28 protein-coding genes are annotated in these 26,823 nt (G+C 65.1%); 13 read left to right on the top strand and 15 right to left on the bottom strand.

Translation table 11 applies throughout. From position 1 onward, the window contains the following. Positions 1-193 precede the first annotated feature (193 nt). The 9 genes from GN330_RS12825 (at position 194) to GN330_RS12785 (ending at position 7,181) form a co-directional block, all read left to right on the top strand. The gene (locus GN330_RS12825) at positions 194-943 is read left to right on the top strand and encodes a pentapeptide repeat-containing protein (RefSeq protein WP_156713099.1); all 750 of its coding nucleotides are present in this window, start codon (positions 194-196) and stop codon (positions 941-943) included. Positions 944-1,046: 103 nt separating this feature from the next. Further along, complete coding sequence (locus tag GN330_RS12820; RefSeq protein WP_156713098.1) at positions 1,047-2,633, top strand: peptide chain release factor 3; 1,587 nt, start codon at positions 1,047-1,049, stop codon at positions 2,631-2,633. A gap of 77 nt (positions 2,634-2,710) precedes the next feature. Beyond that, positions 2,711-3,088: a hypothetical protein gene (locus tag GN330_RS12815; protein WP_156713097.1), complete on the top strand. Its 378-nt coding sequence runs from the start codon at positions 2,711-2,713 to the stop codon at positions 3,086-3,088. Positions 3,089-3,163: 75 nt separating this feature from the next. Continuing rightward, positions 3,164-3,526, top strand: coding sequence for a hypothetical protein (locus tag GN330_RS12810; protein ID WP_156713096.1), 363 nt, complete (start codon positions 3,164-3,166; stop codon positions 3,524-3,526). A gap of 109 nt (positions 3,527-3,635) precedes the next feature. Continuing rightward, positions 3,636-4,787 carry an adenylate/guanylate cyclase domain-containing protein gene (locus GN330_RS12805; protein WP_197435152.1) on the top strand — a complete coding sequence of 384 codons (1,152 nt, stop codon included), beginning with the start codon at positions 3,636-3,638 and terminating at the stop codon, positions 4,785-4,787. Between the two features lie 200 nt (positions 4,788-4,987). Further along, positions 4,988-5,644: a peroxiredoxin gene (locus tag GN330_RS12800; RefSeq protein ID WP_156713094.1), complete on the top strand. Its 657-nt coding sequence runs from the start codon at positions 4,988-4,990 to the stop codon at positions 5,642-5,644. A 114-nt stretch (positions 5,645-5,758) separates the two neighbouring features. Then, complete coding sequence (locus GN330_RS12795; RefSeq protein ID WP_156713093.1) at positions 5,759-6,166, top strand: ArsR/SmtB family transcription factor; 408 nt, start codon at positions 5,759-5,761, stop codon at positions 6,164-6,166. Next, on the top strand, positions 6,159-6,698 hold the full coding sequence (locus GN330_RS12790) for an SRPBCC family protein (protein ID WP_246188674.1): 540 nt from the start codon (positions 6,159-6,161) through the stop codon (positions 6,696-6,698). The genes GN330_RS12795 and GN330_RS12790 overlap by 8 nt, the downstream gene beginning before the upstream one ends. 90 nt (positions 6,699-6,788) lie before the next feature. Beyond that, on the top strand, positions 6,789-7,181 hold the full coding sequence (locus tag GN330_RS12785; protein ID WP_246188673.1) for a VOC family protein: 393 nt from the start codon (positions 6,789-6,791) through the stop codon (positions 7,179-7,181). A 36-nt stretch (positions 7,182-7,217) separates the two neighbouring features. Here the strand turns inward: GN330_RS12785 and GN330_RS12780 are convergent, their stop codons facing one another. The 7 genes from GN330_RS12780 to ubiE all read right to left on the bottom strand — a co-directional run bounded on the left by GN330_RS12780 (position 7,218) and on the right by ubiE (position 13,133). Next, positions 7,218-8,135 (bottom strand): pirin family protein, encoded by a 918-nt coding sequence (locus GN330_RS12780; protein ID WP_156713091.1) that lies wholly within the window; start codon positions 8,133-8,135, stop codon positions 7,218-7,220. A 127-nt stretch (positions 8,136-8,262) separates the two neighbouring features. After that, positions 8,263-8,805 (bottom strand): GNAT family N-acetyltransferase, encoded by a 543-nt coding sequence (locus GN330_RS12775; protein WP_343040636.1) that lies wholly within the window; start codon positions 8,803-8,805, stop codon positions 8,263-8,265. Then, on the bottom strand, positions 8,802-10,022 hold the full coding sequence (gene coaBC / locus GN330_RS12770) for a bifunctional phosphopantothenoylcysteine decarboxylase/phosphopantothenate--cysteine ligase CoaBC (protein WP_156713090.1): 1,221 nt from the start codon (positions 10,020-10,022) through the stop codon (positions 8,802-8,804). The genes GN330_RS12775 and coaBC overlap by 4 nt, the downstream gene beginning before the upstream one ends. Positions 10,023-10,040: 18 nt before the next feature. Then, positions 10,041-10,463, bottom strand: coding sequence for a type II toxin-antitoxin system VapC family toxin (locus tag GN330_RS12765; protein WP_343040635.1), 423 nt, complete (start codon positions 10,461-10,463; stop codon positions 10,041-10,043). Next, positions 10,448-10,690 (bottom strand): FitA-like ribbon-helix-helix domain-containing protein, encoded by a 243-nt coding sequence (locus GN330_RS12760; protein ID WP_156713089.1) that lies wholly within the window; start codon positions 10,688-10,690, stop codon positions 10,448-10,450. Before GN330_RS12760 ends, GN330_RS12765 begins: the two co-directional genes overlap by 16 nt. A gap of 84 nt (positions 10,691-10,774) precedes the next feature. Then, positions 10,775-12,343 (bottom strand): 2-polyprenylphenol 6-hydroxylase, encoded by a 1,569-nt coding sequence (gene ubiB / locus GN330_RS12755; protein ID WP_156713088.1) that lies wholly within the window; start codon positions 12,341-12,343, stop codon positions 10,775-10,777. A 13-nt stretch (positions 12,344-12,356) separates the two neighbouring features. Next, a complete protein-coding gene (gene ubiE / locus GN330_RS12750) occupies positions 12,357-13,133 on the bottom strand; it encodes a bifunctional demethylmenaquinone methyltransferase/2-methoxy-6-polyprenyl-1,4-benzoquinol methylase UbiE (protein WP_156713087.1) in 777 nt (258 codons plus the stop codon). Between the two features lie 112 nt (positions 13,134-13,245). On the opposite strand from ubiE, the gene GN330_RS12745 reads away from it, so the two are divergent. The 3 genes from GN330_RS12745 (at position 13,246) to GN330_RS12735 (ending at position 15,755) form a co-directional block, all read left to right on the top strand. Then, complete coding sequence (locus GN330_RS12745; RefSeq protein WP_156713086.1) at positions 13,246-14,217, top strand: adenosine deaminase; 972 nt, start codon at positions 13,246-13,248, stop codon at positions 14,215-14,217. 115 nt (positions 14,218-14,332) lie between these two features. Then, positions 14,333-14,962 (top strand): uracil phosphoribosyltransferase, encoded by a 630-nt coding sequence (gene upp, locus GN330_RS12740; protein WP_156713085.1) that lies wholly within the window; start codon positions 14,333-14,335, stop codon positions 14,960-14,962. Continuing rightward, positions 14,931-15,755, top strand: coding sequence for a TIGR02281 family clan AA aspartic protease (locus tag GN330_RS12735; RefSeq protein WP_343040631.1), 825 nt, complete (start codon positions 14,931-14,933; stop codon positions 15,753-15,755). Before upp ends, GN330_RS12735 begins: the two co-directional genes overlap by 32 nt. Positions 15,756-15,761: 6 nt before the next feature. Here the strand turns inward: GN330_RS12735 and deoA are convergent, their stop codons facing one another. From deoA to GN330_RS12695, 8 genes are all read right to left on the bottom strand, one after another. Then, entirely contained in the window at positions 15,762-17,081 is a 1,320-nt protein-coding gene (gene deoA / locus GN330_RS12730; RefSeq protein ID WP_156713734.1) for a thymidine phosphorylase, read from the bottom strand. Between the two features lie 51 nt (positions 17,082-17,132). Next, entirely contained in the window at positions 17,133-19,553 is a 2,421-nt protein-coding gene (locus GN330_RS12725) for an aldehyde dehydrogenase family protein (protein WP_156713083.1), read from the bottom strand. Positions 19,554-19,560: 7 nt separating this feature from the next. Further along, complete coding sequence (gene deoC / locus GN330_RS12720) at positions 19,561-20,565, bottom strand: deoxyribose-phosphate aldolase (RefSeq protein WP_156713733.1); 1,005 nt, start codon at positions 20,563-20,565, stop codon at positions 19,561-19,563. Positions 20,566-20,585: 20 nt separating this feature from the next. Continuing rightward, positions 20,586-21,383, bottom strand: coding sequence for a purine-nucleoside phosphorylase (locus GN330_RS12715; protein WP_156713082.1), 798 nt, complete (start codon positions 21,381-21,383; stop codon positions 20,586-20,588). Next, a complete protein-coding gene (gene cdd / locus GN330_RS12710) occupies positions 21,380-21,772 on the bottom strand; it encodes a cytidine deaminase (RefSeq protein ID WP_156713732.1) in 393 nt (130 codons plus the stop codon). Before cdd ends, GN330_RS12715 begins: the two co-directional genes overlap by 4 nt. 82 nt (positions 21,773-21,854) lie before the next feature. Continuing rightward, on the bottom strand, positions 21,855-22,826 hold the full coding sequence (locus GN330_RS12705) for an ABC transporter permease (protein ID WP_156713081.1): 972 nt from the start codon (positions 22,824-22,826) through the stop codon (positions 21,855-21,857). A 1-nt stretch (position 22,827) separates the two neighbouring features. Continuing rightward, positions 22,828-23,970 carry an ABC transporter permease gene (locus GN330_RS12700; protein ID WP_156713080.1) on the bottom strand — a complete coding sequence of 381 codons (1,143 nt, stop codon included), beginning with the start codon at positions 23,968-23,970 and terminating at the stop codon, positions 22,828-22,830. Beyond that, positions 23,967-25,499 carry an ABC transporter ATP-binding protein gene (locus GN330_RS12695; protein ID WP_156713079.1) on the bottom strand — a complete coding sequence of 511 codons (1,533 nt, stop codon included), beginning with the start codon at positions 25,497-25,499 and terminating at the stop codon, positions 23,967-23,969. The genes GN330_RS12700 and GN330_RS12695 overlap by 4 nt, the downstream gene beginning before the upstream one ends. 129 nt (positions 25,500-25,628) lie before the next feature. On the opposite strand from GN330_RS12695, the gene GN330_RS12690 reads away from it, so the two are divergent. After that, complete coding sequence (locus tag GN330_RS12690) at positions 25,629-26,804, top strand: iron-containing alcohol dehydrogenase (protein WP_156713078.1); 1,176 nt, start codon at positions 25,629-25,631, stop codon at positions 26,802-26,804. Positions 26,805-26,823: the final 19 nt, after the last annotated feature.

Genomic DNA, 26,823 nt, shown 5'->3' with positions numbered 1-26,823 from the left:
CTATCCCCACTACTGACATCCAACTGTCAAACCGTAAGCCTGTCAACCGTCAGTGCACAAACAATGAGCCGCCTTCCCCAACGAGTTTGCCGACGGACAAACGACTTGCTTTGCGGGTTTCGCTGCTTGCTGTAGTAAGATGCCCGGAGCACCGATGCGGGAGCAGGCCCTGACCTTGTCGCGAACAAAATCCATGACCTCCAGGACGCGGGCCCACCGGCCGACCCGGTCGAAAGAGCGCCTCAACCGTGCTGGCGCGTGGCCGACACGACTGGCCGGCTTCATTATCGTGCTCCTGCTCGCAACCGGCGCAGCCCAGGCGGCCGACTGCAGGAGCGCGCCCGCACCCGGCATTGACTGGCGCGACTGCAACAAGAGCAATCTGATCCTGAAAGACGCCGATCTGGAAGGCGCCGCACTCGTTGACACGGATTTCAGCGAAACCGATCTGCGCGGCGCGCGGCTGGTTTCCGCGAACCTGGAAAAGGCGACGTTGTTGCGCGCCTCGCTCGCCGGTGCCAGCGCCGAGAAAGCGAATTTCGGCAAGGTGGAGGCCTATCGCAGCGACCTGTCGGGGCTGTCCGCCGAAAACGCGTCCTTCGCCAGTGCCGAATTACAGCGCAGCCGGTTCAACAATGCCAGGCTGGCGGGAGCCGACTTCCAGAAGGCCGAGCTTGGCCGGGCCGAATTTTCCGGATCGGCACTGGCAAACAACAGCTTCGCGCTCGCCAACCTGTCGCGGGCCGATTTTCGCGGCGCGACGATGGAAGGTCCGGTCGATTTCGCCGGCGCCTTCCTGTTCCTGACACGGTTCGAAGGGGTCGATCTCGGCGCCGCCACCGGATTGCGACAGGAGCAGATCGACATCGCCTGCGGCGACGCGGCAACCTTGCTTCCGGACGGGCTGATGACGCCGCGCGACTGGCCATGCGCGTTCGAATAGCGCGAGGCAACCTTTGAAGGCCCGCCGCCGCACGCAAACAATTCCCGTTCGACACGCGCGGTCCGCGCCGCTATAAGCCCGCCATTCAACGGACATCCTCGAAATGGCAGAGACACTCGACAAGGCGGTCGCGCGCCGCCGGACCTTCGCGATTATTTCGCACCCGGACGCGGGCAAGACCACGCTGACGGAAAAGCTGCTCTTGTTTGGCGGCGCGATCCAACTCGCCGGCGAGGTCAAGGCGAAGAAGGACAAGATCCAGACACGCTCCGACTGGATGAAGATCGAGCGCGAGCGCGGAATCTCCGTCGTCACCTCGGTGATGACGTTCGAATATGGCGAGCATGTCTTCAACCTGCTCGACACGCCGGGCCACGAGGATTTCGCCGACGACACCTACCGCACGCTGACGGCGGTGGATTCGGCCGTCATGGTGATCGACGCCGCCAAGGGCATCGAACCGCGCACGCTGAAACTGTTCGAAGTGTGTCGGCTGCGCGACATTCCGATCGTCACCTTCGTCAACAAGATGGACCGTGAAACGCGCGACCCGTTCGAAATCCTCGACGAGATCGAGGCCAAGCTCGCGCTCGACACCGCGCCGGTGACCTGGCCAATCGGCCGCGGCAAGAGTTTTTCCGGCACCTACCACCTCGCCGAGAACGCGGTTCGGCGCGGCGACGACGAGGTCGAGCGCGTTCCGGTCAACGGCCCGGACTCCAACCGCGTCGCCGGCCTCCTGCCGGAAAACGAGCGCGCCGATTTCATCGAGGAACTGGAACTCGCACGCGGCGCCTGCCGGCCGTTCGACCTGCAGGCCTTCCGCGAGGGCCATCTGACGCCGGTCTATTTCGGCTCCGCGCTCAGGAACTACGGCGTGCGCGACCTGATCGAAGCACTGGGCGCGTTTGCCCCGCAACCGCGCGCCCAGGACGCCGATACGCGCAGGGTCGAGGCGAGCGAACCGAAAATGACCTCCTTCGTCTTCAAGATCCAAGCCAATATGGATCCCAATCATCGCGACCGCATCGCCTTCGTGCGGGTCTGTTCAGGCAAGCTCACACGCGGCATGAAGGCCAAGCTGGTCAGGACCGGCAAGCCGATGAGCCTGTCAGCACCGCAATTCTTCTTCGCCAAGACACGCGTCACCGCCGACGAGGCCTATGCCGGCGACGTGGTCGGCATTCCCAATCACGGCACGCTGAGGATCGGCGACACGCTGACGGAGGGCGAGGAGCTCTATTTCCGCGGCGTACCGAACTTCGCGCCCGAAATCCTGCGCCGGGTGCGGCTCGGCGACCCGATGAAGGCCAAGAAGCTTCGGGAAGCCCTGCAGCAGATGGCCGAGGAAGGCGTGGTGCAGTTGTTCCTGCCCGAGGACGGCTCGCCGGCGATCGTCGGCGTTGTCGGCGCGCTGCAGCTCGACGTCTTGAAGGTAAGGCTCGAGGTGGAATATTCACTGCCGGTGGATTTCGAGACGGCGCGGTTCTCGGTCTGTCGGTGGATCACCGCCGACAAGGACGAATTGCAGCGCTTCATCGATACGCATCGCGGCGACATCGCCCGCGACCTCGACGGCGACCCGGTGTTTCTCGCGCCGCACGAATTCGGACTCAATTACGAGGCCGAACGCTGGAAGGCGGTCCGGTTCGACGCGGTCAAGGATTACCAGGTCCGGGACGCGGCGTAGAGCCGTTCAGACCCGGTTCAGCCGCTGCCGGCCATCGTTGCCAGACCAACGATTGCAACCCGATGCGGGAGGTTCCCATGAACCCCATGCATGCCGCCGCCGGCCTGGCCGCCATTCTGGCCATGATTACCGCGAGCGGGCCCACTGAGGCGGCCCCGGCCACCCAGAAACAGTGCAAAGGGCCGATCACCACGTTCGGCCAACACAAGGGTGTCAGCAAGGCCCGGCAGATCGCGCTGAACGCCTGGGTCGATCAAGTCACCGCCGCGCATGGCGCGTCCTGGACGGATGTGCACAAGGCGAAGGTGCAGATGAACGACTGCACCAAGATCGCGGGTGGTTGGTCCTGCCAGTTCAGGGCCCAACCATGTATCATTACCGGCACGCTGGGCGAGCACGCGCCCGGTACTAAGCCAGCGCGGCCCGTTCCCCTGGGAGCCCGGCGCGTCGACTAGGGTCTGTGGACAGAGTTGGGGTTCTCGGACGACATCCGGAGCCTGCCGTGCCCCGCTTCAACGCAAGGAGCCACCATGACGCACAAACGCCCCGCACTTGCCGTCTTGTCTGCTACCTTCCTCGCCGCCGCGACGCTCGCGGCCGACGCCGCGGCGCAGTACCAGAAACAATGCAAGCCGGCGATGACCAATATCGGCCAGCACAAGGTGAAAAAGCTCGCCCGCCGGATTGCCAAACAGGGCTGGGGGCAGCAGGCGCAAGCCGCCTATGGCGCAAGCTGGGCGAAGCTGCAAAACGCCGCCGTCAGCCAAAACGGATGCAGTCTGGACCATCCCAACTGGACGTGCGTCTTCACGGCCAAACCGTGCCGGCTGGTCAATCCTGATGTCTCGCCGAACCAGCCCGGATTGCAAAGGCTGATGAAGCCGAACCTCTGATCCGCGTACGCGACGGCGGGCCGGTCGCACGATTTGTTGCACAGACAAAAGCGGGCGCGATCCCTTATGCTTGCCCGGCGCGATGCGCGCTGGTTTCGGGAATGGCTGCATGGTCGAGCGCCCCATCATCGACGATCTGAATAGATGGATGATCGACGGCGCGCGGCCGAGCGCGGATGCGCGCATCATCATCGACCGCTTCTGCCGGGACCTAGTGACGGCCGGCGTGCCGATTGACCGGTTCGCCCTGTTCATCAACACCTTGCATCCCAACGTGGCCGGCCGGCGTTTCACCTGGACGCCGCAGGCAGGCGTCGATTTGCGCGAAGGCGGGCTCGGCCTGTTCGTCATGGAGGAATATGTCAACAATCCCCTGCCGAGAGTGACGCGCACCCAGGAACCACTCCGCCGCCGGCTGACCGACCCCGCTTCGCTGACCGAATTCATCATCCTCGGGGAACTGGCGTCGGAAGGCTTTACCGACTATATCGCCCATCCGCTGATCTTCACGACCGGCGAAACCCATTCGGCGACCTTTTCGACCAAAGCCGCGGACGGATTCTCCGACGATATGCTGATGGCGGTCGAGGCTGTTCGCAGGCCGCTGACACGGCTGGTCGAAGCCTATCTGCTGCGCCTGAACGCAGCCTCGATCCTGTCGGCCTATGTCGGACGCAACAGCGGCGGGCAGGTACTGGCGGGAAAAGTGCATCGCGGCGACGGCGAAGAGATCGAGGCGGCGATCCTGTTCACCGACTTGATCGGCTTCACCGCGCTGTCCAACCGTCATTCGGGGCCGCAGATCGTGACCTTGCTCAACGACGTCTTCGACATCATCGTGCCACCGGTCGAGGAACGCGGCGGCGAAATCCTGAAGTTCCTCGGCGACGGCTTTTTCGCGATCTTTCCCTATGGCGGGCAAGAAGAGCTTTCCCGCGCCGTCAAGGCGGCAAGCGAGGCGGTGCTGGACAGCGAGGAAAAACTTGCCGGCAGCACGGTGGGCAAGACGGCCGGCTTCCGCTCGGCCATTCATGCCGGGCGGTTCCACTACGGCAACATAGGCGGCGCGAACCGGCTTGACTTCACCGCAATCGGCCGGCCGGTGAACTACGCGGCCCGGCTGCTGTCGGCGGCTGACGCGCTGTCGGCCCGGCGCGTGGCCTCGGCCGAGACGGCCCAGCATCTGTGCCAACCGTCCCGGCTCGCGGGCGAGATGCCGTTCAAGGGCTTCGAGGGTCACCAGAAGATTTTTTCGTATTGAAGCGGCCGCGCGCGGACCTGGGCAGGGCGCCGCCCGGTGAGCCGAAAAGGAATTCCGTTTTTGCCCCGTTCGGGACCTTTTCATTCCAGGGCGCGACGAAATGCGCGGTCCATTTCCTCGAAACGCCTTTGAATTCCGCTATAATCAAATCGACATAATCATCCGGGCACTCGATCCGGACGAACAGCAAGGAGACCGCCATGGGTTTGCGCATCAACGACACAATTCCCAATCTCACCGTCGAAACCGATCAAGGCACGTTCAAGCTGCATGACTGGATCGGCGACAGTTGGGCGATCCTGTTCTCACACCCGAAAGACTTCACGCCGGTCTGCACCACAGAGTTCGGCGCGGTCGCGCAGCTTAACGACGAGTGGACCAAGCGCGGCACCAAGGTAATCGGCATCTCGGTCGACGGTGTGGAGGACCACAAGAAATGGAAGGGCGATATCGAGAAGGTCGGCGGCGCGCAGGCCAAGTTCCCGATCATCGCCGATGACGGCCTCGTGGTCTCCAAGGCCTTCGACATGCTGCCGGCGGAAGCCTACCTGCCGGACGGCCGCACGCCCAATGACAGCGCCACCGTGCGCTCGGTATTCATTATCGGTCCCGACAAGCAGCTCAAACTATCGATGACCTATCCGATGAATGTCGGCCGCAATTTCGCCGAGGTGCTGCGCGCGCTGGACGCGTTGCAGACGGCGGCCAAGCACACCATCGCCACGCCGGCCAACTGGAATGTCGGCGACGACGTCATCATCCCGACCTCGGTCGGCGACGACGCGGCAAAGGAAAAATTTGGCGCCTTCGAAACCGTACTGCCCTATCTGCGCAAGACCAAGCAGCCGACTGCCTGACAGGCCGCACGCTAACCGCAAGGCAAAAAGGCCGGCCCTCGCGCCGGCCTTTTTTCGGTACCATCATTAAACTGAACGGTTGACAATCATCCGACCACCCAATAATTAAACCAAATGGTTGAAGAAAAACACGACGCGCTGGATATCGTTTTTCATGCCCTGTCGGATCGCACGCGGCGCGGCATGCTGGCCCGGCTTTGCGACGGCGAACTCAGCGTCGGCGATCTTGCCGCCCCCTATGCGATGAGCTTCGCCGGCGCAGCCAAGCATGTGAAGGTGCTGGAACGCGCCGGCCTGGTTCGGCGCGAGGTGCGCGGGCGCACGCATCTGTGCCGGCTCGATGCGGCACGGCTGGCCGAGGCGCAGGCCTGGCTCAAACACTATGAACGCTACTGGACCCGCGGGCTCGACAGTCTCGAAACCCTTCTCAGGGCCGAGGACGCTAAGGCGGCGCAAAACGCGGCCAAAAAGTCCTCCTGCCCCACCCCGTCGCGCAAACAAGAAAGGAATGGCGATGTTTGATGAGAGCTACGGCGTCGCGACGGCGGCCGACACGGTACGCCTGGAGCGCCGACTGCCTGGCCCGGCCGAACGAATCTGGGCCTATCTGACGCAGGCCGACAAGCGACGGCAATGGCTCGCCGACGGCGACATGGAGCTCAGTGCCGGCGGCGCGGCGCGGCTCGTGTTCCGCCACGCCAATTTCACCGACGAGGCCCCGCCGGCACGCTATTGCGAGATGAACCAGAACGGCGTTGCCGCCGAGGCCCGCATTCTGGAATGCGATCCACCGCGCGTGCTTGCCATGACCTGGCCTGGCGACGGCGAGGACAGTGTGGTGCGGTTCGAGCTCTTCCCGGACGGAGACGAGGTCTTGCTGGTGGTGACCCACACGCGGCTCGCCGATCTTGACGCAATGGCCAACGTTTCCAGCGGCTGGCATGCCCATCTCGCCGTCCTGGAGGCCGCTCTCGCGGGCACGGCGACGCCGCCGTTCTGGTCGCGCATCACCGCACTGGAGGCGGACTACAAGGAACGTTTATCACGAAATTAGGCCGCCGGACGTCGGCTCCGCTTTGGCGGGGTCCGCGTTGGCCGCTCACGTTCACTGTTTCACTTCATTTTCATACCGATAGAAGCAAAAATGCTGAAAATCGCACTGACAAGCGTGCTGGTCGACGATCAGGACAAGGCCGAAAAATTCTATACCGACACTTTGGGTTTCGAAAAGAAACAGGACTTTGCGGTCGGCGGGGCACGCTGGCTGACGGTGGCAACGAGCCGAGAGAACGAAGGAACGGAACTGCTTCTGGAACCGGTCGGCTACGATTTCGCGCGCCACTACCAAAAAGCGCTCTACGAGGCCGACATTCCCGCGGCCTCGTTCGCTACAGACGACATTCGGGCGGACTATGAGCGGCTGAGTGCCAAGGGCGTGAGATTTCGCGGCGAACCGACCAAGATGGAAGGGTTTCCGGCCACCGCGCTTTTCGAAGACAGGTGCGGCAATCTCATCCAAATATTCGAAACCCAATGAGGTGGCGCGTGTTGCGCCACCTCTTCACCGTTCCGATCAGGGTTTTGCGCTCTCACGGATGAAGGTGCCGGCATTCAACTCCGAAAATGCCTGCATCAGTTCAGCGCGCGTGTTCATCACGATCGGGCCGTGCCAGGCGACCGGCTCGCGGATCGGCTTGCCGGAAACCAGCAGGAAGCGGATGCCGTTTTCGCCTGCCTGCACCACCACCTCGTCACCGCTGTCGAACACGACCAGCGTGCGGTCGCCGCTCATGTCGCGCAGATGCACCTCGCGGCCATCGACCTCCTTTTCCAGAAGCACCCCGAGTGGCCTGGACGCGTCGCGGAAGGTCCCGGAGCCCTCGAAGATATAGGCGAAGGCGCTGCGATAGGTGTCGACGGGCAATACCTTGCGTTTGCCGGGCGGCACCCACACGTCGAGATATTGTGGATCGGCCGCGATGCCGTCGACGGGCCCGCTCTTGCCCCAGAACTCGCCGACCACGACACGCACCCGGGTGCCGTCATCGTCGACGATCTCGGGTATCTCGGCTGCCTTGACGTCCTGGTAGCGTGGCTGCGTCATTTTCTGGCTCGACGGCAGGTTGGCCCAGAGCTGGAACCCGTGCATGCGCCCGGCCTGGTCGCCTTGCGGCATTTCCTGGTGCAGGATGCCGCTGCCGGCCGTCATCCATTGCACGTCGCCGGCGTCAAGCGAGCCGGCATTGCCGAGACTATCGGCATGATCGACCGAACCGGCCAAAACATAAGTGATGGTCTCGATGCCGCGATGCGGATGCCAGGGGAAACCCGCCCGGTAATCCTCCGGCCGCTCGTTGCGGAAATCGTCGAACAGCAGGAACGGATCGGCAAGCTCGGGATCGCCGAAGCCGAAGGCGCGGTCGAGCCTGACGCCGGCGCCCTCGACGGTCGGCTGGGCCCGGGTGATCTGCTTCACGGGACGAATGGACATTTTCTGTGCCTCCGTGGTTGGGGTCCCGCTCAATATGGCGATACCGGCCGGGCCGCGCAGCGGCGGCGGCGGTGACATAGTGTTCAACATCCGCACTCATCGCCGGGCGGATCCGGCCGCGCCGTATTCAGCGGCGCATCACCACCACCGCCTCGCCGGCGTAGCTCGTCTTGGCGAAATCGCGGAAGCCGAGATCGCGGGCGAGCCTTATCGAGCGGACGTGACCGGCATCGATCAGGCAGGCGAACGGCCGGCCGGGAAACCGCGTCTCCGCCCAACCGAGTGCGGCGCGCGCCGCCTCGCGGGCGAGACCCCGCCCCTGGACGCGCGGTATCACGCCCCAGCCGGCCTCCAGCATGCCGGTGATCGGCGGATCGATGTCGCGGTTGAGTTCCTGCACGCCGGCCTCGCCGATCAGCGTGCCGTCGACACGATCGATCACCGCCCAGAAGCCGAAGCCGAGTATCGCCCACAGGCCACGATGGCGCAGCATCCGCGCCCAGGCCTCTTCGCGCGTGAACGGCCTGCCGCCGACATGGCGCGCCATTTCCGGATCGCCCCACATTGCCGCGTAAGCGTCGAAATCCTCGGGCCGGTGGGCGCGCAGCACCAGCCGCTCCGTCGCGAGCGTGGGCGCTTCGAGCACGCCGTCGACGCCCGCCCTGTTCACGCCAGCCGCTCGGCGACCAGCGCGGCCAGTCGCGCGGCGACCTCGTCCTTGGTCATTTCAGACCAGGCGTCGGATCCGTTGTCCGACACGATGCGTACGCGGTTGCGGTCGCCGCCCATCACGCCCGACGGTCCGATGCCGCTGTCATGCGACACGTCGTTGGCGACGATCAGGTCGGCGCCCTTCCTGGCAAGCTTGGCGGCCGCGTTGGTCTCCACCTCGGCGGTTTCGGCGGCAAAGCCGATCACCAGGCCCGGCCGCTGCCGGTGATGGCCGACAGTCGCAAGAATATCGGGATTTTCAACCATCTGCAGCGCCGGCGGCCCCTTGCCGGCAACCTTCTTGATCTTTTCGCCCGCGGCGTCCTGCGTACGCCAGTCGGCGACGGCGGCGACGAAGATGCCGGCGTCGGCCGGCAAGAGCGCAAGCACGGCGTCGTGCATCTGGCGCGCGCTCTCGACATGAAGCGTCTCGACCCCGTCCGGGTCGGGGATCGCCACCGGACCGGAGACGAGGCGCACGTCGGCTCCCAGCCGCGCCAGCGCCGCGGCGATCGCGTGGCCCTGCTTGCCGGACGAGCGGTTGGCGATATAGCGCACCGGGTCGATCGGCTCATGGGTCGGGCCGGAAGTCATGACGATTTTCTTGCCGGCAAGCGGCTTCGAACCGCCGCCGAGGCTCGCCTCGACGGCGGCGACGATCTCCAGCGGTTCGGCCATGCGGCCCTGGCCGGCCTCGCCGCTTTCGGCCATCTCGCCGGTGGCCGGGCCGACAAAGGCAACGCCGTCGCCGCTCAGCGTCTCGATATTGCGCCGCGTGGCCGGATGGTTCCACATCGCCGGGTTCATCGCCGGCGCGGCGAGCACCTTCTTGTCGCTGGCAAGCAGGACGGCGGTGGCCAGATCGTTTGCCAGCCCGTGCGCCATCCTGGCCAGGAGATCGGCGCTTGCCGGCGCGATCACGATCAGGTCGGCCTCGCGCGACAGCCGGATATGGCCGACATCGTGCTCGGCCTGGCGGTCGAACAGATCGGTGAAGACGTGATCGGCGGTAAGCGCGCCGACCGAAAGCGGCGTGACGAACTGATGCGCGGCCTCGGTCATCACGCAGCGCACATGCGCGCCGCGCTCGCGGAGGCGGCGGATCAGGTCGAGCGATTTATAGGCGGCGATGCCGCCGGAAATGATCAACAGGATGCGCGTGCCGGAAAGGGTCATGGCCCGACCGTTATCCTTTCATTGCGGCGTCAGCGCCGGCTCAATGTCGGTATGGACGAAATCATCCCCCTTGAAAAGCAAGGGAAGACCATGCGTTCTGGCAAGCGCATAGGAAAAACAGTCGCCCATATTCAGGCCAGCCCGGTGGCCGCTGCCCCGGCCATATCGCAGATAGGCGTCTCGAGCCACGTCGAGTTGCCGGCCGTCGAACGGCTCCACATTGGGGCGGGTAAGCTCCACGAACCTGTCCAGCCGAGCGTTGCCATCAACAAGCCCGGCTCGCCGTGCCACGCAGTGCGCCTCGTGCAGCGTGGCGGCGCTGATCGCATAGGCTTCACACGAATCGAACGCGGCCATGAACGCCTCCGCTTCGCTCTCGGCGGTAAGAATGGCAATCAGCGCGGAAGTGTCGGCAACAAAATCTGTCAACTCTCTTCCCACATCGCGTCGCTCAGCCGTTTGAAGTCGATCCGACGGTCGGGTTTGAAGGACAGTTTCCTCAGCTCCACCAGAACAGACTTCCTGCGCCGTTGTTGACGGTCCCGAGCCACGCTCGCTGCCAGCCTGTCACGCGCTTCCTGCTCCATAGAAACGCCGCGCTCGGCCGCGCGTTTGCGCAGTTCGCGTTTTACGTCATCATCAAGATTGCGGATCGTCAGCGTGGCCATGGCACTGCTCCCACCTGAAGAATAGGTGTATCAGCCGGCGCATGCAATGCTAGCAACGCATGCAGTGCCAGCAGCGAGCTGACGTCAAACCAGCGCCCAGGCGATCCACACCAGCGTCGCCGCGATTACCCACAGCGCGATGCGGCCGGAACGGGCGGCGCGCGCCTCGGCCTTGCCGATCGCCTTGGCCGTCGCGTCGTCGAAGCGCAGGCCGTGCTCGGCCATGCTGTCGATCTCGCGCGACAGCTTTTCCGTGCGCGCGGCCAGTTCGGGCGCCTGGCGGGCAAGCGACAGGACGGCCGCCACACCGTCGCGCGCATCCGACAGTACGCCCTGGGGTCCGAGATGCGAGGCGATCCATTCGCGCACCACCGGTTCGGCCGCCTTCCACATGTTGAAGGCCGGATCGAGCGAGCGCGACACACCCTCGACCACGACCATGGTTTTTTGCAAAAGCACCAGCTCGGTGCGCGTGGTCATGTCGAAAAGTTCGGTGACCTCGAACAGCAGCGTCAAAAGCCGGGCCATGGAGATCGTCTCGGCGGGCTGGCCGTGGATCGGCTCGCCGATCGCGCGGATCGCCTGGGCGAAGGCGGCGACGTCGTGGCTGGCCGGCACATAACCGGCCTCGAAATGCACCTCGGCCACGCGACGGTAGTCGCGCGTGATGAAACCGTAGAGGATTTCGGCCAGGAAACGACGCTCCTTCTTGCCGAGCCGGCCAGTGATGCCGAAATCGACCGCCACGATGGTGCCGTCGGCCTGCACGAACAGGTTTCCCGGATGCATGTCGGCGTGGAAGAAACCGTCGCGCAGCGTATGGCGCAGGAAGGTCTGGATCAGCGAGACGGAGAGCGCCTCCAGGTCGTGGCCGGCCGCGCGCACACCCTCGATATCGGAAAGCTTGACGCCATCGATCCATTCGAGCGTGAGCACGTCCCGGCCGGTGCGCGCCCAGTCGACCGTCGGCACGCGAAAACCGGGATCGTTCTTGGTGTTTTCCGCGATCTCCGACAGCGCGGCCGCCTCCAGCCTGAGGTCCATCTCCACCTTGGTGGTCTGGGCCAGCGTTTGCGTCACCTCGACCGGGCGCAGACGCCTGGAAGCCGGAATGAAACGCTCCTGCAGGCGCGCGGCGACGAAATAGCTTTCCAGATCGTGGAAGAAGCGCCGGCGCACGCCGGGGCGGATGACCTTGACGGCGACGGGCTCGCCGGTTTCAGCGCTGGTGGCACGATGAACCTGGGCGATCGAGGCGGCGGCGACCGGATCGCCGAACGTCCCGTAAAGTTGGCCGACGGGTCGACCGAGGGACGCCTCGACGGTTGCCACCGCCTGGTCGTGCGGGAAGGTTTCCATGCGGTCCTGGAGACTGGCAAGGTCGAGCGCGACGTCGGCGCCGACCACGTCGGGGCGCGTCGCCAGGAACTGGCCGAGCTTGACATAGGATGGCCCCAGCCGTGCCGCCGCCTTGGACAGGTTTTCCGACCGGTCGCGCCCCGTCGAGCGGCGACGGGCAAGCACCCGCGACAGCCGCCAGCCAAATTTCGGCAGGCCGACGAGCTGGTCGCCCGGCAAGGCCGCGAATACGCCTTCGCGCACCATGACCCAGCCCGCGCGCGCGAGCCGGAAATAGGCCCCGACCGTGCTCATTGCGTGCGCGCCCTCAAAGTTTCCAGCCGGAATGAAGCGCCGCGATGCCGCCAGTATAGTTGCGGAAGGTGACCCGGTCGAAGCCGGCCGCCGCAATCATGGCGGCGAAGTCGCGCTGGTTGGGAAATTTGCGGATCGATTCGACCAGATAGCGATAGGGCTCCGCCTCGCCCGCGACCGCGCGGCCTATGCGCGGGATCGCCTCGAACGACCAGAATTCGTAGGCGCGGTCGAGCAGGGGCATTTCGACGTCGGAAAACTCCAGGCAAAGAAAACGACCGCCCGGCTTGAGCACCCGGAAGGCTTCCGAAAGGGCCTTCGCGATCACCGGCACGTTGCGGATACCGAAGGCGATCGTATAGGCATCGAAGCTGTCGTCGGGAAACGGCAGCTCCTGCGCGTTGGCCTCGACGAAATCGACATTGTCGCCATAGCCGCGCTTGGCGGCGCGCTCGGTGCCGACGGCGAGCATTTCGCCATTGATGTCGAGCACGGTGGCGTGGGCCTGGCGCCCCGACGCCTCGACGATGCGAAAGGCGATGTCGCCCGTGCCGCCGGCCACGTCGAGCACAAGGTAGTCCGGCCGCTTCGGCGGATTGAGCCAGGTGACCATGGCGTCCTTCCAGACGCGGTGCAGGCCCGCCGACATGAAATCGTTCATGACGTCGTAACGGCGCGCGACCTTGTCGAACACCTCGTTGACCATGGGCTGCTTGTCCGCCGCCGCGACAGCGCGAAAGCCGAAGGAGTGTTCCATGCCGCCCGCGGCGGTCGTTCGCTTTTCGGACATCAATCCCGATCCAAAGAAACCGGCCGGACCATAGCCGATGATCCCGCAGGGCGCTATTGTCGCAAGCGCGGTGAACCGCCGCGCCCGAATCAATCCGATATGCCGAGGAACCATGGTGCTGAAAGCCGAGATCCACTGCCACATCGAAGGCGCGGCCGCGCCGGATCTTGTCGAGAGCCAGGCACGGAAATACGGCGCGGACACGTCCGGCTTCATTCGCGACGGCATACTCGTTTGGCACGATTTCACCAGCTTTCTGGCGGCCTACGACGCCGCCTCGAGCCTTTTTCGCGACGAAGAGGACTACGCCCGGCTTGCCGAACATTATCTGTCCAGCCTGGCGCGCGAAGGCACGATCTATTCGGAATTCTTCACCTCACCCGATCACGCCAGACGCGCCGGCCTGTCGCCGGCGGCCTATACGGCGGCGCTGGCCGAGGGGATGCGTCGCGCCAAGGCCAAGACGGGGATCGAATCACGCATGATCGTGACCGGGGTACGCCATTTCGGTGTCGAGGCGGTCGAGACGGCAGCCCGCTTCGCCGCACGCTGCAGCGAGCCGCTGGTGACCGGTTTCGGCATGGGCGGCGACGAACGCTTCGGCCAGGCGGAAGATTATGTGCGCGCCTTCGAGATCGCGCGCGAGGCGAGGCTCGGCATCACCGTGCATGCCGGCGAATTCAGCGGCTGGGAAAGTGTGAGGGACGCGCTCGACCATCTCAGGCCGTCGAGGATCGGCCATGGCGTGCGGGCGATCGAGAACGCAGACCTCGTGCGCCGGATCGCGGCCGAGGGGATCGTGCTGGAATGTTGTCCCGGTTCGAATGTTGCACTGCAGGTCTTCGACGATTTCGACAACCACCCGTTCCCGCAATTGCGCGCGGCCGGCTGCAAGGTCACCTTGTCCTCGGACGATCCGCCTTATTTCGCCACCTCGATCGGCCGCGAATACAAGATCGCTCGCCAACATTTCGGGCTCGACGACAAGGCGCTGCTCGCCATCACCCGAACCGCGATCACGGCTGCCTTTGTCGACAAGGCCACCAAAACGGCGCTGCTCGCCCGGCTGGCGCAAAAGGCATAGACGCCGGCGATCGACAATTAATTGTGGTTTGGACGCGTGGATCGTTTCGCCCAAAGCGTCGACCGGCTAAAGCTGATTGGCAGCGCGGCCGACAAGAAGAGGGGAAACCGGTGTCATGAAGGGCGTAACCGTCATCGACCACCCGCTCGTCCAGCACAAGCTGACCATCATGCGCAACAAGCAGACCTCGACGGCGGGCTTTCGACGCCTGCTGCGCGAGATATCGCTGCTTTTGGGCTATGAGGTGACGCGCGAGCTGGAACTGACCTCGACGCGGATCGACACGCCGCTCCAGCCGATGGACGCACCGACGCTGGAGGGCAAGAAACTGGTGTTCGCCTCGGTGCTGCGCGCTGGCAACGGCCTGTTGGAAGGGCTGCTCGACCTGGTGCCGGCCGCCCGCGTCGCCCATGTCGGACTTTACCGCGACCACGATACGCTGGAGGCGGTGGAATATTTCTTCAAGGCGCCGAGCGACCTTGCCGACCGGCTGGTGATCGTGGTCGACCCGATGCTGGCGACGGCCAACTCCGCCATCGCCGCGATCGACAAGCTGAAGGAGCGCGGCGCGACCAATCTGCGGTTCCTGTGCCTTTTGGCCGCTCCAGAGGGCATCGAGCGCTTCAACGCCGCCCATCCCGACGTGCCGATTTTCACCGCTGCGATCGACGAGCGCTTAAACGAGAAGGGTTATATCGTGCCAGGGCTGGGAGATGCGGGCGACCGCATGTACGGCACCAAATAGAACGCCTTTTGCCGCGCATTTACCACCGGTTAACGCAAGATGCGGTTCCGGATCGCCAGGTCCTTGCGGTGCCGAGCGGTTAAAACGCGGTCAATCAATCGCGGCTATCTTGTCGCCGACTCTGGATCACGATGTCGTTTCGCAAAAGCGCGGTTGTGATCCCTTTATTTGGTTGGGGCATGATCGTTTTCGAAGGCCGGGTCCCGCTTTCGCGCTCACGTCCAAGGGAACGGTGATGCACAAACTGATCGCCCTGAGTATCATTGTCGGCAGCGCGGCGTCGGTGCCGCTGATCTACCAGACGAATCCGGAACTGTTCGAAACAATCGTCCGCGAACGGTTCACCGAAAATCCCGCCCAGAGCGCTCAGCCGCAGCTTGCAAAGACGAGCGAGCCGGCGCGCGAACGCAAGCAACTGAGCGGTCGCCGGGTCGAGGTGCCGATGGATTCGCGCGGGCATTTCATGGCCGAGTTCAAGCTCAATGGCCGCCGCCTTCCGGCCATGATCGACACCGGTGCCACGCTGGTGGCCTTCAACGAAACGACCGCGCGCCGGGTCGGAATCAAGCTCGGCCCGTCCGACTTCCGCTACGAGGTCAATACGGCCAACGGCACGGTTTCGGCGGCAGCGGCCCGGATCGACAGCCTGCAGATCGGGCGGATCCATATCGAGAACGTCGAGGCGCTGGTGCTGGAGGACAAGGCGCTGTCGAGCACGCTGATCGGCATGAGCTTTTTGAAGAAGCTGGCAGTCTTCCGGGTCGAAGACGGCACCATGCTGATGGAGCAATGACAGCCCTCAAGCCGATGGGCCGATACGGCGCGACACCGGCTTGCGGCGCGGCGGACGCGTCGGCCCGATCGCGTAGGCCGCGAGCGCCGCGCGCGAGGCGACCTCGAAATCCGCCTCGTTCCTAGCGTGTACCATCGCCAGCGGTTCACCCTTGAGGGCTTCAGCGCAGACCGGAGCAATGCCGCTCAGCCCGACCGCGTGATCGACCGGGTCGCCGGGACGAACGCGACCGCCGCCGAGCGCTACCACGGCGACGCCCAGACCGCGTGTGTCGATCGCGGTCACGAACCCGTCGGCAGGCGCCAGCACGGGACGGACGAGCGGGGCCTTCGGCAGGTGCGCCCGGCAATCGTCGACGAAATCGGAAGGGCCGCCCAACGCCGCCACCATGCGCGCGAAACGTTCGGCCGCGGCTCCCGAGCCGAGCGCATCCCGCGCCATCACGCCGGCCTCGCGGTGAGACGACGCTAGACCGGCCGACATCAACATCTCGGCGGCAAGGGCAAGCGTGACCTCCTCCAACCGAGGATCGCGGACACGGCCGGTCAGAAAATCGACCGCGTTGACGACCTCAACCGCGTTGCCGGCGGCCGAGGCGAGCGGTTCGTTCATGTCGGTCATCAACGCCGAGGTCTGAAGCCCGGCGCCATTGGCCACTTCAACCAGGCTCTTGGCGAGCGCGGTGGCATCCCGACTTTTCTGCATGAAGGCGCCATTGCCCGATTTCACGTCGAGCACCAGCCCCCCTAGCCCGGCGGCGAGCTTCTTCGACAGGATCGAGGCGGTGATAAGCGGCACCGATTCCACCGTCGCGGTGATGTCGCGCACCGCATAAAACCGCTTGTCGGCCGGCGCCAGATCGCCGGTCTGGCCGATGATCGCGCAACCGGCCGCACGTACGGTACGGCGGAAATCGTCATTGTCGGGCTGGCTGCGATAGCCGGGGATCGCGTCCATCTTGTCGAGCGTGCCGCCGGTATGGCCGAGGCCGCGGCCGGAAATCATCGGCACATAGGCGCCACAGGCGGCCACGATCGGCGCCAGCATCAGCGAGACATTGTCGCCGACGCCGCCGGTGGAATGCTTGTCGACAACCGGGCGGTCGAGCCCGGGCCACGACAGCACGTCGCCCGAATCGCGCATTGCCAGCGTCAGCGACACCGCCTCGTCGCGGCTCATGCCGTTGAAGAAGACGGCCATGGCGAAGGCGGCCAACTGTCCCTCGGTGACGCTTTCATCGGTGATGCCGGCGACGAAGGCGGCGATCGCGTCGCCCGGCAACGGCTTGCCGTCGCGCTTCAGACGGATGAATTCCTGGGGAAGCATCATGCGCAGCGCCGGGCCTCCTCGCCCGTCCCGCGTTCACCTCTTCTCGGATCACACACCGAACGGCGTCCAGATCGACTTGATGCGGGTGGCGTGGAACAGAAACTCCTCGCCCTGGCCCTGGCTGGCATCGAACCAGTCGCGCGCCTTGCCGTTATTGACCCAGGTGGCCTTGAGATTACCGGCCGATTCGGCCTCGACCATGGCGCTGCCCTCGGCCGAGCCGACATACCAGCACGCCGCGATGTCGTCGTGTTTTGCCATGACGGAAGCGAGCTGATCGCGGGCGCCGGTCACGATGTTGACCACGCCGCCCGGCACGTCGGACGTGTCGAGCACCTGATATAGGTCGCAGGCGGCGAGCGGATGGTGCTGCGAGGGCGTGACGACGACGCGGTTGCCCATGGCGATCGCCGGTGCGACCAGAGAGACGAAGGCCAGCAGCGGCGCCTCGTCGGGACAGGAAATGCCGATCACCTCGTAGGGTTCGGGCAGGGCGAGCGCCAGCATGCGCGGCTGCGGCGCGCGCACGCGGCCGTCATATTTGTCGGCGCGGGCGGCGTTGTGGATGAGGCGTGCGACCGAGGTATCCACCTCGGCGGCGGCCTTCTTCGCCGAAATGCCGGTCATCCGGGCGACGCGCTCGGCGAACTCGCCGGCGCGCAATTCAAGGTTCTCGGCCAGGAAATACAGCACCTGTGCGCGGGCATGGCCGGTCATGGCCGTCCAGCCCTCGGCCTTGCGGGCCGCCTCGACCGCGTTGCGGATATCCTTGCGATTGCCGTGGCCGGCTTCGGTGATGAGGCGCCCCCGGCCGTCTAGGACCGGGTAGGAATAGCCCGAATCCGGACGCGCCTGCTTGCCGCCGATATAAAGCTTGACGGTGCGGTCGAGCCCGGCCGGCGCCGAGCCGGGGCCGGCCTCGTCGTCGACCGGCACCGGTGCGGCCAGCGGCGGGCTTTCGGGGAGCGCCCGTGCATTTTTCTGCCAGGCTGCCACCAGATATTCGAACATCCCCTCGCGGCCGCCCTCGCGCCCGAAGCCGCTTTCCTTGTAGCCGCCGAACCCGACCGACGCATCGAACATATTGGTGGAATTGATCCAGACCACGCCTGCCTTGACCCTGCGGGCCGCGTCGAAGGCGGTGTCGAGGTTCTGCGACCAGATCGAGGCGGCGAGCCCGTAGCGGCTGTTGTTGGCGAGCGCGATCGCCTCCCCGGGAGTACGGAAGGTCATGGAGACCAGAACCGGGCCGAAAATCTCCTCCTGGGCCAGCGGCGAGGCCGGCGAGACACCGGTGAACAGGCTGGGCGGGAAGAAGCAGCCGCCCTCGGTGGCGCGGGCGAAAGTCTCGCCGGCCCAGCTCGGCTGGTGAAGTGCCGCCCCCTCCCTGACGCCGGCCTCGACGCGGGCGCGGATCTGCTCGATCTGCACCGGGGCGACGACGGCGCCGATATCGGTCGATTTGTCGAGCGGCGGTCCGACCCGCAAGGTTTCCATGCGTGCCTTGAGCCGGGCGTGGAATTTTTCAGCCACGCCTTCCTGGACGATGGCGCGCGAGCCGGCGCAACAAACCTCGCCCTGATTGAACCAGATGGCGTCGACCACACCTTCGATCGCGGCGTCGATGTCGGCATTGTCGAAGACAATGAAGGGCGACTTGCCGCCAAGCTCAAGCGACAATTTCTTGCCGGTGCCGGCCGATTGGCGGCGCAGGACGCGGCCGATCTCGGTCGAGCCGGTGAAGGCGAGCTTGGCGAGCCCGTCATGGGCGGCAAGGGCGGCGCCGGTCGCCCCGCCGCCATTGACGAGATTGAAGACACCGGCAGGCAGTCCGGCCTCGCGGCAAATCTCGGCGAAGGCGAGCGCGGAAAGCGGCGTGTGCTCGGCCGATTTCAACACCACCGTGCACCCAGCGGCGAGCGCAGGCGCCACCTTCCAGGCCAGCATCAGTAGCGGAAAGTTCCATGGGATGATCTGGCCGCATACGCCGACAGGCGCGTATCCGGGAAATTCCTGGTCGCGCAATTCGGCCCAGCCGGCATGGTGATAAAAATGGCGCGCGACCAGCGGCACGTCGATGTCGCGCGTCTCGCGGATCGGCTTGCCGTTGTCGAGCGTCTCCAGAACGGCGAGGAAACGGGCGTGCTTCTGAACCTGGCGGGCAAGCGCGTAGAGATGGCGAGCACGCGCCGTGCCGGATAGCGCCGACCAGGATTTGAAGGCCTTGGTCGCGGCCTCGACCGCGGCGTCGACATCCTTTTCGCCGCCCTCGGCCACTTCGGCCAGCGCCTCGCCATTCGCGGGATTGACGGCGGTCAGGCTCGCGCCCTTGCCGGGCCGCGTGAAAACGCCGCCGATGAAATGGCCGAAACTGCCCTTGTGGCGCGCCAGCCAGGCGCGGACATTGGCGTCGTCCTCGGGCGCGGGGCCGTATTCCATGCTGTCGAGGATTGAGACGATCTTGTTCATGAAGCCCTCACGCCACGCCGTGGCGATCATTGGCCGAATAGCGGCCGGTGACGAAATGCTCGATCTGGCGTTCAATGTCGGCGAGCAGACCGCTGGCGCCGAAGCGGAACAGTTCCGGCTCCATCCACTCGCGACCGAGCTCCTCGCGCATCAGGATCAGCCAGGCGAGCGCGTCCTTGGCCGTGCGGATACCGCCGGCCGGTTTGAAACCAACCTTGTGGCCGGTGCGCTCGAGATAATCACGAATGGCACGTGCCATCACCAGGCTGACCGGCAAGGTGGCGTTGACGCCCTCCATGCCGGTGGAGGTCTTGATGAAGTCGGCGCCGGCCTGCATGGCCACCATGGAGGCGCGGTAGACATTGGTCAGGGTCTTCAGGTCCCCGGTCGCCAGGATCGCCTTCATATGGGCGTCGCCGCAGGCCTCGCGCATCAGCGCGATCTCGTCGTGCAGCGCGGCCCAATTGCCGGTCAGCACATGTGCGCGGGTGATCACGATGTCGATCTCGGCCGCGCCTTGGCCGACCGCGTAGCGGATTTCGGCAAGCCGCTCGGCCATCGGCGTCAATCCGGCGGGAAAACCGGTGGCGACCGAGGCGACCGGAATGCCGGAGCCGTCCAGCGCCCTCACCGCACCGGCCACCATGGTCGGATAGACGCAGACCGCGCCGGTGGTCAGCCGCCGGCCGGCCAGGCCGAGGGCGTCAGCGAGGTCGGCGCGCAACGGATTGCGCGCCTTGGCGCATAACCGCGCGACACGTCCCGGGGTATCGTCGCCGGCAAGCGTCGTCAGGTCGATCACCTCGATCGCCTTGATCAGCCAGGCGACCTGCCATTCCTTCTTGACGGTGCGGCGCGTGGTCAAGGTGGCGGTGCGGCGCTCGACCGCCGAAAGATTGATATCCGTCGCGTCGAACCAGGCGGCGTCGAAGGCGACACCCTGGTTGCGTGAATGGGGCTGCGCGACCTGAACGAGATCGCGGGCCGCGCCCGCCCCGACGGCGTCGGTCATCGTTTTTTGCGGGTCGACATTCATTGGAAATCTCCGATGGCGCGGCGCAGAACGGCGGCGAGGCGCGCGCCGCCGAGCGGTGCCATGTCCTTGGTTTCCTGATGCGAGAGTTCCTGGCCGGTCATGCCGGCGGCGAGATTGGTGATGACCGAACAGGCGGCAACCCGCATGCCGAGAAAGCGGGCGAGGATCACCTCCGGCACGGTCGACATGCCGACTGCGTCGGCGCCGAGCACGCGCGCCATCCGGATTTCGGCCGGCGTCTCGAAGGACGGGCCGGAAAACCACATATAGACGCCCTTTTTCAGCGGCGTTCCGGTCGCCTCGGCGGCGTTTTCGAGCGCCGCGCGCATATCGGCGTCGTATGCCTCGGTCAAGCCGACGAAGCGCCGGTCGCTCGGCTCGCCGAACAGCGGATTGGTGCCGGAAAAATTTATATGGTCGGTGATCAACATCACCGAGCCGGGCGGCATGTCGGGGTCGAGCGAACCGGCAGCGTTGGTCAGGACCAGACGCTTGATGCCGATCCCGGCCAGGGTTTCGAGCGCGGGGCGCATGGCGGCCGCGTTGCCGTGCTCGTAATAATGGGCGCGGCCGGCCAGCATCAGCACGGGCGTACCGGAAAAGCTGCCGGCTACCAGCTCTCCAGCATGGCCGGTGACGCCGCTTTGCGGGAAACCGGGCAGGTCGGCATAGGGCAGGCGAACCGGATCGGCGACCTCGTCGACCAGCCCTCCCAAACCCGAGCCAAGGACGACCGCGGTCCCGGGAACTAAGCCGTCAAGCCTTTCGACGAGCAGATCGACGGCAGCCTTCATTTCAGCCCATCTCCGCGAAAACCGAGCGGGAGCAGCGCGCCCATGGTGGTGGTCTCGACTATACCCGTGTCGTCGCACAAATGCAGCCTGGTGTCGGCGGTGGCAAATTCGGCCAACCTTTGCCGGCAGCCGCCGCACGGCGTGATCCTGGCCATGCGCGCGGCGACCACGGCGATCTCGGCGATCTCGCCGCCGCCGGCCATGACGAAATGCGACAGCGCGGTGGTTTCGGCGCACCAACCCTCGGGAAAAGAGGCGTTTTCGATATTGGCGCCGGCATGAATGCGGCCGTCGACGGTGCGGATCGCCGCGCCGACCGGAAATTTCGAATAGGGCGCGTGCGCCTTGGTCATCGCCGCGACGGCGGCCTCGAACAGATCGTGGGACATAAACGTCACTTTTTCTGCCTGGCCATGGTGTCGGATCCTGACGATGAGGGGCGAAAACCGAAACTATCGCATGCAGCCATTCTCACCGCTCCTTCACATAGGCGACGCCGCCGGCCTTGGGCGGGATCGCCTTGCCGATGAAGCCGGCGAGCAGGATAACGGTGAGGATATAGGGCAGCGCCTGCATCAATTGCACCGGCACCTTGCCGATCAAAGGCAGAGCGATGCCCTGGAAGCGAATTGCGAAGGCGTCGAGGAAGCCGAACAGCAGGCAGGCGAACATGGCCGGCACCGGCCGCCATTTGGCGAAGATCAGCGCGGCGAGCGCGATGAACCCCTTGCCGGCGGTCATGTCCTTCACGAAGCCGGCATTCTGCGACACAGCGAGATAAGTGCCGGCAAGACCGGTCAGCACGCCGGTACAGATGACGGCGCGATAACGCAGCCAGGCGACCGAGATGCCGGCCGTGTCGACGGCGGCGGGGTTTTCGCCGACGGCGCGCAGACGCAGGCCAAAGCGGGTGCGAAACAGCACCCACCAGGTGAACGGCACCATCAGGAAGGCGATATAGGCGATCAGCGAATGACCCGAAACGAGTTCGGAATAGATCGGCCCGATCAGCGGCACCTCGCGCAGCGTGTCGGCGAACGGCAGGGTGATGGCGTTGAAACGCGCATCGGCGACCAGCGAGGGGGTGCGCCCGCCCTGGCTGAACCAGGCCTGACCGAGAATGACGGTGGAGCCGGCAGCGATGAAGTTAATCGCCACGCCCGACACGATCTGGTTGCCGCGATGGGTGATCGAGGCAAAACCGTGCACCAGCGCGAAAAACACCGATATGGTGATGGCGGCCAGCATGCCGAGCCAAGCCGAGCCGGTGACGGCAGCGGTGGAGGCGCCGGCGAAGGCGCCGGCCAGCATCTTGCCTTCCAGACCGATGTCGAACACGCCGGACCGTTCGGAATAGAGGCCGGCGAGGCAGGCCAGGAGCAGAGGCACGGAGACGCGGATCGTGGCGTCGAGGAGTTGCAGGATTAGGTTGAGGAAATCCATCTCAGGCACCCTCCCCCTTGGCTTCGACGTCGATGCCGACGGAACGCGGACTGAGGCTGGCGAAAGCGGCCTGCACGGCCGGCCGAAACATATGCTCCAGCGCGCCGGCGAACAGGATCACCAGCCCCTGGATGATGACGATCATGTCGCGGCTGATATGCGGCATGACGAAGGATATTTCGGCGCCGCCCTGGTAGAGCATCCCGAACAGAATCGCCGCCGGCACGATGCCGGCCGGATGGGAGCGTCCCATCAGGGCAACGGCGATACCGACGAAGCCGGCGCCGGTGACGAAATCGAGCTGCAGGCGGTGCTGGTCTCCCATGACCGGATTGAGCGCCATCATGCCGGCGAGGGCGCCGGAGATCGCCATGGTGATGACGATGATCCTGGCCTCCTTGATGCCCGCATAACGCGCCGCCTTGGGCGAAAAGCCCATGGTGCGGATCTCGTAGCCGAGCTTGGTGCGCCAGATCAGCGCCCAGACCACGACCGCCATCACCAGCGCCAGGATGAAGGACAGATTGAGCGGCGTCGAGCGCACCGAAAACCCGAACAATTCGATCAACCAGTTGAGCTTGGGCAGATGCGCGTCCGGCATGAAGGTACGGGTTTGCGGGGCCATCGAGCCCAGCGGCTTCAGCGGCCCGACGAGCAGATAGACCATCAGGCTCGCGGCGATGAAGTTGAACATGATGGTGGTGATGACGATATGGCTGCCGCGCTTGGCCTGCAGCCAGCCGGGGATCATGGCCCAGATGCCGCCGATCGCGGCGCAGCCGACAATGGCGAGGAGGAAATTGAGCCACCAGGGCAGGATGCCGTCGAAGGTGAGGCAGACCAGAGCCACGCCGAGCCCGCCGACATAAGCCTGGCCCTCGCCGCCGATATTGAACAGGCCGCAATGGAAGGCGACCGCCACCGCCAATCCGGTGAAGATGAAGCTGGTGGCGTAGAACAGCGTGTAGCCTATGCCGGAACCGGAGCCGAAAGCCCCCTTCAACAACAATCCGGCGGCCTCGATCGGGCTTTCACCGACCAGAAGCACCACCAACCCGGCGACCAGAAAGGCGACGAAGAGGTTGATAAGCGGAATCAGCCCGTAATCGGCCCAGGCCGGCAGCTTTGCATAGGGTGCGCTCATTCGGCTGCCTCCTGCGCCTCGACACCGGCCATCAACAGGCCAAGTTCGCCTTCGGTGGCGTCCGGGCCGCGTTCGCCGACGACGCGACCGTCGAACATGACAAGGATGCGGTCGGACAGGGAACGGATCTCGTCGAGCTCGACGGAAATCAGAAGCACCGCCTTGCCCTGGTCGCGCATGGCAATGAGCTGCTTGTGGATGAATTCGATGGCACCAACATCGACGCCGCGCGTCGGCTGGCCGACGACGAGCACGCCCGGATCTTTTTCCATCTCGCGGGCGAGCACGATCTTCTGCTGGTTGCCGCCGGAGAAATTGGCCGTCTTCAGCCGGCAATCGGCGGGACGGATGTCGTATTTCTCGATCTTGTCGCGCGCGTCGGAGCGGATCGCCTCGATATTGAGGAACGGGCCGTTCAGATAAAAATCCATGCCGTGATAGCCGAGAATCGAATTCTCGTTCTCCTCGAAGGGCAATACCAGGCCGACATGGTGGCGGTCCTCCGGCACATGGGCGAGACCGCGCGCGCGCAACTCGCCGGGGTCGGCCGAACCGGCGACGTCGATCGGCGCGCCGTCGAGCAAAACGGTGCCCGTCTCGGCCCGACGGGTGCCGGCGATCGCCTCGATCAGCTCTGACTGGCCGTTGCCGGCGACCCCGGCGATCCCGACGATCTCGCCGGCGCGCACGTCGAAGGAGACGTTGTCGACCATGGTGACGCCGCGCGAATCCCTGACCGACAGGTTCTTGACCGAGAGCTTGACGCCACTCGGGCTCGCCTCACCCTTTTCGACGCGCAGGAGCACGCGCCGGCCGACCATCAGTTCGGCCAGTTCTTCCACCGTGGTTGCCGCGGTTTTGCGGGTGGCGACCATGGTGCCCTGACGCATGACCGACACATTGTCGGTCACGGCCATGATCTCGCGCAGCTTGTGGGTGATCAGGACGATCGTCTTGCCCTCGTCCTTCAACTTGCGGAGGATGCGGAACAGATGATCGGCCTCGGCCGGGGTCAGAACGCCGGTCGGTTCGTCGAGAATGAGGATTTCGGCGCCGCGATAGAGCGCCTTGAGAATTTCGACACGCTGCTGCAGGCCGACGGGCAGTTGCTCAACAATCGCGTCGGGATCGACATCGAGACTGTATTCCTCCTCCAGCCGATGCAGTTCGGAGCGTGCGCGGGCGATCCCGGTATTGAGCAGCGAAGACCCCTCGGCGCCCAGAATGATGTTTTCAAGCACGGTGAAATTGTGCACGAGCATGAAATGCTGGTGCACCATGCCGATGCCGGCGGCGATCGCGTCATTGGGCGAGTCGATGTCGGTCTTTTGCCCGTTGACGAAGATTTCCCCGCGATCTGCCTGGTAAAAGCCGTACAGGATCGACATTAGCGTCGACTTGCCGGCGCCGTTCTCCCCGATGATGCCGTGAATGGTGCCTGGCGCGATTTCGAGATTGATGTCGCGATTGGCGCGCACGGCACCAAAACTCTTGTCGATCCCCTTAAGTTCGATTGCAGACTGAGCCATGCAACCGCCTACCCCTCTGGTTTTTATCGTTTGGTAAAAAAACTAACATGGCGGCAAGCCATTTGCCAATCCGCACCGTCGTGCCAATCACTCTCGACAAAAGCGCGGCGGCTTGTCAATTTTCGTGGCATGACAAATGACGCTTTCCCGCCCTTTGCCTTCAATACGACGCCATCAGTGCGGTTTAAGGCCGGCGCGGCCCGCCGCTTCGGCGAAATCGCCGGGCCATGTCTCGGCCAGACGGTTCTGTTCGTCACCGACCCCGGCCTGCGGGCGCTCGGCCTGTGTGATCCGGCGCTCGCCTCGCTTGAAGCGGCCGGGATCGCGGTGACGATCTTCGACCGGGTCGAGGCCGATCCGTCGCTGAAAACGCTGACGGCAGCGGTCGAGGCCGGCCGGGCCGCCGGGGTCACGGGTGTCGCCGGCTTCGGCGGCGGCTCCTCGCTCGACGTCGCCAAGCTCGCCGCGCTCCTGATCGGCTCGGGCGAAGACCTCGACGCTGCGTGGGGCGTGGGCAATGCACGGGGACCGCGCCTACCGCTGGCGCTGGTGCCGACCACGGCAGGCACTGGCTCGGAGGTGACCCCGGTCTCGATCATCACCGTCGGCGAGCAGGAAAAACGCGGCGTTTCGAGCCCGGTCATCCTGCCCGACATCGCCGTTCTCGACCCGGAGCTGACGCTGGGCCTGCCGCCGGCGATCACCGCGGCGACCGGCATCGACGCCATGGTGCACGCCATCGAGGCCTACGCCTCCAGAAACGCCAACAACAACCCGCTGTCAAAAATGCTGGCGCGCCAGGCCCTGCGGCTTCTGGGCGCGCATATCGAAACCGCCGTCTTCGAGGGCCACGATGTGGCCGCGCGCGGCGCGATGCTGCTCGGCTCGATGCTGGCCGGACAGGCCTTCGCCAATTCGCCGGTCGCGGCCGTGCATGCGCTGGCCTATCCGATCGGCGGGACGTTTCACGTACCGCACGGCCTGTCGAACGCGCTGGTGCTGCCGCATGTGCTGCGTTTCAACGCGCCGGAGGCCGCGGGGCTCTACGCCGAGATCGCCGCCGACGCCTTTCCCGAACTGACGCATGAAGACGGCGTGCAGGCACGATGCGACGCCTTCATCGGGGCGCTGGCCGAGCTTTCGAAAAAGCTCGGACTGCCCGCACAATTGCGCGAAGTCGGTATCGGCAAGGAACATCTTGCCAAGATGGCGTCCGACGCGATGAAACAGACGCGGCTTCTGGTCAACAATCCGCGCGAACTGCGCGAGCCCGACGCGCTGGCAATCTACCGGGCGGCGTGGTGAGCGCCATCGACCGAGCAGG

This window comes from Nitratireductor arenosus, assembly GCF_009742725.1.
GTDB lineage: Bacteria > Pseudomonadota > Alphaproteobacteria > Rhizobiales > Rhizobiaceae > Mangrovimarina > Mangrovimarina arenosa.
Note: the sequence above shows the minus strand (reverse complement) of the source record. Positions and strands in the feature narration are given on the sequence as shown.

Coding starts and splice junctions, on each gene's coding strand:
- GN330_RS12825 (WP_156713099.1), top strand. CDS start 194: ATGACCTCCAGGACGCGGGCCCACCGGCCGACCCGGTCGAAAGAGCGC.
- GN330_RS12820 (WP_156713098.1), top strand. CDS start 1,047: ATGGCAGAGACACTCGACAAGGCGGTCGCGCGCCGCCGGACCTTCGCG.
- GN330_RS12815 (WP_156713097.1), top strand. CDS start 2,711: ATGAACCCCATGCATGCCGCCGCCGGCCTGGCCGCCATTCTGGCCATG.
- GN330_RS12810 (WP_156713096.1), top strand. CDS start 3,164: ATGACGCACAAACGCCCCGCACTTGCCGTCTTGTCTGCTACCTTCCTC.
- GN330_RS12805 (WP_197435152.1), top strand. CDS start 3,636: ATGGTCGAGCGCCCCATCATCGACGATCTGAATAGATGGATGATCGAC.
- GN330_RS12800 (WP_156713094.1), top strand. CDS start 4,988: ATGGGTTTGCGCATCAACGACACAATTCCCAATCTCACCGTCGAAACC.
- GN330_RS12795 (WP_156713093.1), top strand. CDS start 5,759: ATGGTTGAAGAAAAACACGACGCGCTGGATATCGTTTTTCATGCCCTG.
- GN330_RS12790 (WP_246188674.1), top strand. CDS start 6,159: ATGTTTGATGAGAGCTACGGCGTCGCGACGGCGGCCGACACGGTACGC.
- GN330_RS12785 (WP_246188673.1), top strand. CDS start 6,789: ATGCTGAAAATCGCACTGACAAGCGTGCTGGTCGACGATCAGGACAAG.
- GN330_RS12780 (WP_156713091.1), bottom strand. CDS start 8,135: ATGTCCATTCGTCCCGTGAAGCAGATCACCCGGGCCCAGCCGACCGTC.
- coaBC (WP_156713090.1), bottom strand. CDS start 10,022: ATGACCCTTTCCGGCACGCGCATCCTGTTGATCATTTCCGGCGGCATC.
- GN330_RS12760 (WP_156713089.1), bottom strand. CDS start 10,690: ATGGCCACGCTGACGATCCGCAATCTTGATGATGACGTAAAACGCGAA.
- ubiB (WP_156713088.1), bottom strand. CDS start 12,343: ATGAGCACGGTCGGGGCCTATTTCCGGCTCGCGCGCGCGGGCTGGGTC.
- ubiE (WP_156713087.1), bottom strand. CDS start 13,133: ATGTCCGAAAAGCGAACGACCGCCGCGGGCGGCATGGAACACTCCTTC.
- GN330_RS12745 (WP_156713086.1), top strand. CDS start 13,246: ATGGTGCTGAAAGCCGAGATCCACTGCCACATCGAAGGCGCGGCCGCG.
- upp (WP_156713085.1), top strand. CDS start 14,333: ATGAAGGGCGTAACCGTCATCGACCACCCGCTCGTCCAGCACAAGCTG.
- GN330_RS12735 (WP_343040631.1), top strand. CDS start 14,931: ATGCGGGCGACCGCATGTACGGCACCAAATAGAACGCCTTTTGCCGCG.
- deoA (WP_156713734.1), bottom strand. CDS start 17,081: ATGCTTCCCCAGGAATTCATCCGTCTGAAGCGCGACGGCAAGCCGTTG.
- GN330_RS12725 (WP_156713083.1), bottom strand. CDS start 19,553: ATGAACAAGATCGTCTCAATCCTCGACAGCATGGAATACGGCCCCGCG.
- deoC (WP_156713733.1), bottom strand. CDS start 20,565: ATGACCGACGCCGTCGGGGCGGGCGCGGCCCGCGATCTCGTTCAGGTC.
- GN330_RS12715 (WP_156713082.1), bottom strand. CDS start 21,383: ATGAAGGCTGCCGTCGATCTGCTCGTCGAAAGGCTTGACGGCTTAGTT.
- cdd (WP_156713732.1), bottom strand. CDS start 21,772: ATGTCCCACGATCTGTTCGAGGCCGCCGTCGCGGCGATGACCAAGGCG.
- GN330_RS12705 (WP_156713081.1), bottom strand. CDS start 22,826: ATGGATTTCCTCAACCTAATCCTGCAACTCCTCGACGCCACGATCCGC.
- GN330_RS12700 (WP_156713080.1), bottom strand. CDS start 23,970: ATGAGCGCACCCTATGCAAAGCTGCCGGCCTGGGCCGATTACGGGCTG.
- GN330_RS12695 (WP_156713079.1), bottom strand. CDS start 25,499: ATGGCTCAGTCTGCAATCGAACTTAAGGGGATCGACAAGAGTTTTGGT.
- GN330_RS12690 (WP_156713078.1), top strand. CDS start 25,629: ATGACAAATGACGCTTTCCCGCCCTTTGCCTTCAATACGACGCCATCA.